Genomic DNA, 3,349 nt, shown 5'->3' with positions numbered 1-3,349 from the left:
GCCGACGTCACGTCGGTCCCATCCAGGCTGTCGGTGATCGGCATGGCGCCGGCTGGGCGTGGCTTCGACGGCACGGTCGGCCAGACGCAGGCCGTGCGCATCTTCACCGGCGCGCCGCTGCCCGAAGGCGCCGACACCATCGTCATCCAGGAGAATGTCCGCGATCTCGGCGGCGGCGAAATCGAAGTGACCGAGCCAACGGCGCAATGGCGCAATATCCGCCGCATCGGGCTCGATTTTTCAACAGGCGACATGCTGCTGGAAAAAGGCCGCTTGCTCGACCCGGCGGCACTGTCGCTGGCAGCATCGGCCAACCATCCTCGGGTCAGCGTGGTGAAACGGCCGCTGGTCGCCATTATCGCCACCGGCGACGAATTGCTGCCGCCGGGCAGCGATCTCGGCCCGGACCAGATCATTTCATCGAATGCCTATGGCGTCGCCGCCACCGCACACTCGGTCGGCGCCCGCGCGCTCGATCTCGGCATTGCCGCCGATCGCAAGGAGGCTATCGCCGAACTGGTGCAAAAAGCGGTCGCGGCCGGTGCGGATGTCATTGTGACGCTTGGTGGCGCCGCGGTCGGCGATCACGACCTGATCCACGACGTGCTGACCGGCGAAGGCATGACGCTCGGCTTCTGGAAGATCGCCATGCGTCCTGGCAAGCCGCTGATGTTCGGCCGCCTCGGCGATATCAGGTGCATCGGCCTGCCCGGCAATCCGGTGGCAAGCCTGGTCTGCTCGCAGTTGTTCCTGAAGCCGCTGCTGGCGCGGCTCGGCGGCCGCAATCATCGCCAGGACATACGTCCGGCACGGTTGGGTGCCGCCATGCCGGCCAATGATCTGCGCCAGGACTATGTGCGAGCGGTGGTCAGGGAAGATGACGGCGCGCTGGTGGCGACGCCGTTCGGTATCCAGGATTCCTCGATGCTGAGAATGCTGGCCGACGCCAACGGGCTGATCGTGCGGGCGCCGTTTGCCCCCGCAGCAGCTGCTGGCGAGGCTTGCAGCGTACTGATGCTGCGCTGAAGCAGCGCAGAACAAACCATTAATAACAAACAGAAAATTACGTCGGCGCTATTCCGATATCAAGGCGCGGGTCAGCGGATGCGCCGGATCGGCAAGGCCGTCGACAATGCTGAAATGATGCCGGTCAGGCTCGACCACGGTGCCGGTGGTGGCGCCGAGGCCGGTCCAGATGTTGGCAAGCAGCGCATTCTGGCGCAGGAATTCGGCGCGCTCGCCGCCACCGGCCCAACAGGTGATGCGGGCACCATCCATGGGCCGCAGCAGCGCCGGGCTTTCAGCCAGCGCCTCATCTTCGTCGATGGCCAGAGTCGCGTTCATCTCGGTGCGCATGATCGGACGCAGATCGTGGACACCCGAAATCGAAACGACATGGCGCACGCGCCGCGCCACATCGTCCGTCAGAGACGTGGTTGTCGTCACCATCCGGCTGGCAAGATGGCCGCCGGCCGAATGTCCGGTCAGCATCAGCGGCCCGTCGACCATTGCCGCCGCCTTGCCGATCGCCACGCCGATCTCCTGGACGATGCCGGCGATGCGTAAGTCCGGGCACAGCGTGTAGGACGGCATCGCCACGGCAAAGCCGCTGCTGACCGCACCATTGGCGAGATGCGACCAGAAACTCTTGTCGAACGCCTTCCAGTAACCGCCATGGATGAACACCACCAACCCTTTGGGCGTGGCGCTGGGGAGGAAGAGATCGAGCCGATTGCGTCGCCCATCGCCATAGGTGATGTCGAGCCGTGCCCGGCCCTGCGCCGAGAGTGCGTCACGAAACGCTTGCGCAGGCTCCACCCACGCGGCCGGCCATCGGTCGCTGCCGGCGATATTCGCACCGTTGGCATAGGCATCATCCCAATCGACGATGTGACGTTCGAACATCTGCGCCCTTCCCCAAAAACGGCATCGCTGTTCCGCTAGCAATGGCCACCGCCACGCCATGCGTCAATGCTCTAGGGCAAAAACATTTTAGGCTTGAAACAAATTTCGACTGGTGCGATCCTGCCCGCACGAACAGCCGACAATGGGAGGTCTGCTGTGCTGCCCGAAGCCTGCAAATGGTCACCCCGTTCGGGTGGCGTCGAGCAAGGCGCGACTTGCGGCACGAAGCCTCCTCAAAAAAAGCAGGACCTTCAGATCACTGGTCAGGCGCCTCGCGCACTGGCCGTCCAGCAGACAGGAGAGCGGCGACATGCTTGGGCCTTCAGCGCATATCGACACGTTCACGCGCGATCACCTGCCGCCGCCGGAGCAATGGCCTGAAATCCTGCTCGACGGCTTCGACTATCCCGAACGCCTCAACGCCGGTGTCGAACTGACCGACAGGCTGGTCGAGAAAGGCCTGGGCGACCACACCGCGCTGATCGGCAATGGCCGCCGCCGCACCTACAAGGAACTGTCCGACTGGACGAACAGGCTGGCCCACGCGCTGGTCGAGAATTATGGGGTCGAGCCCGGCAACCGGGTGCTGATCCGTTCGGCCAACAACCCCGCCATGGTCGCCTGCTGGCTGGCCGCCACCAAGGTTGGCGCCGTGGTCGTCAACACCATGCCGATGCTGCGCGCCGGCGAACTCGCCAAGATCGTCGACAAAGCGGAAATCACCGTCGCGCTCTGCGACACCAGGCTGATGGACGAGATGACCGCCTGCGCCAAGGACAGCGCATTCCTCAAGCAGGTCATCGGTTTCGACGGCACCGCCAACCATGATGCTGAACTCGATCGTGCCGCTCTCGACAAGCCGGTGACGTTCACCGCAGTCGACACCGGCCGCGACGATGTTGCCCTGCTCGGCTTCACCTCGGGCACAACAGGCGTTCCGAAGGCGACGATGCATTTCCACCGCGACCTGCTGATCATCGCCGACGCCTACGCCCGCGAAATCCTGGAGGTGACGCCGGACGACATCTTCGTCGGCTCGCCGCCGCTGGCCTTCACCTTCGGCCTTGGCGGACTCGCCATCTTCCCGCTGCGCTTCGGTGCGGCGGCGACGCTGCTGGAGCAGGCGACGCCACCCAACATGATCCACATCATCGAGACCTACAAAGCGACGATCTCTTTCACCGCGCCGACTGCCTACCGCGCCATGCTGAAGGCCATGGATGAAGGAGCGGACCTGTCATCGCTGCGCGTCGCCGTTTCGGCCGGCGAAACCTTGCCTGCTCCCGTTTTCGAAGTGTGGACACAAAAGACCGGAAAGCCGATCCTCGACGGCATCGGAGCCACCGAGATGCTGCACATCTTCATCTCCAACCGTTTTGACGACATGAAGCCCGCGTCGACCGGAAAGCCGGTGGGCGGCTACGAGGCGCGCGTCGTCGATGAC

Annotated in this window: 3 protein-coding genes; 2 read left to right on the top strand and 1 reads right to left on the bottom strand. The window is 64.3% G+C overall.

The features are described from left to right. On the top strand, positions 1–1,026 hold a 1,026-nt coding region (locus tag EN906_RS23030; RefSeq protein WP_164777297.1), incomplete at its 5' end, for a molybdopterin molybdotransferase MoeA. Between the two features lie 48 nt (positions 1,027–1,074). On the opposite strand, the gene EN906_RS23025 is transcribed toward EN906_RS23030, so the two are convergent. Beyond that, on the bottom strand, positions 1,075–1,905 hold the full coding sequence (locus EN906_RS23025; RefSeq protein WP_127272193.1) for an alpha/beta hydrolase: 831 nt from the start codon (positions 1,903–1,905) through the stop codon (positions 1,075–1,077). 310 nt (positions 1,906–2,215) lie between these two features. On the opposite strand from EN906_RS23025, the gene EN906_RS23020 reads away from it, so the two are divergent. Beyond that, on the top strand, positions 2,216–3,349 hold a 1,134-nt coding region (locus EN906_RS23020), incomplete at its 3' end, for an AMP-binding protein (protein ID WP_245484317.1).

Source organism: Mesorhizobium sp. M7A.F.Ca.CA.004.06.1.1, from assembly GCF_003999135.1.
GTDB lineage: Bacteria > Pseudomonadota > Alphaproteobacteria > Rhizobiales > Rhizobiaceae > Mesorhizobium.
Note: the sequence above shows the minus strand (reverse complement) of the source record. Positions and strands in the feature narration are given on the sequence as shown.

Bases quoted from the DNA above. Each gene is read 5' to 3' on its own strand.
- EN906_RS23025 (WP_127272193.1), bottom strand. From the start codon at position 1,905: ATGTTCGAACGTCACATCGTCGATTGGGATGATGCCTATGCCAACGGT.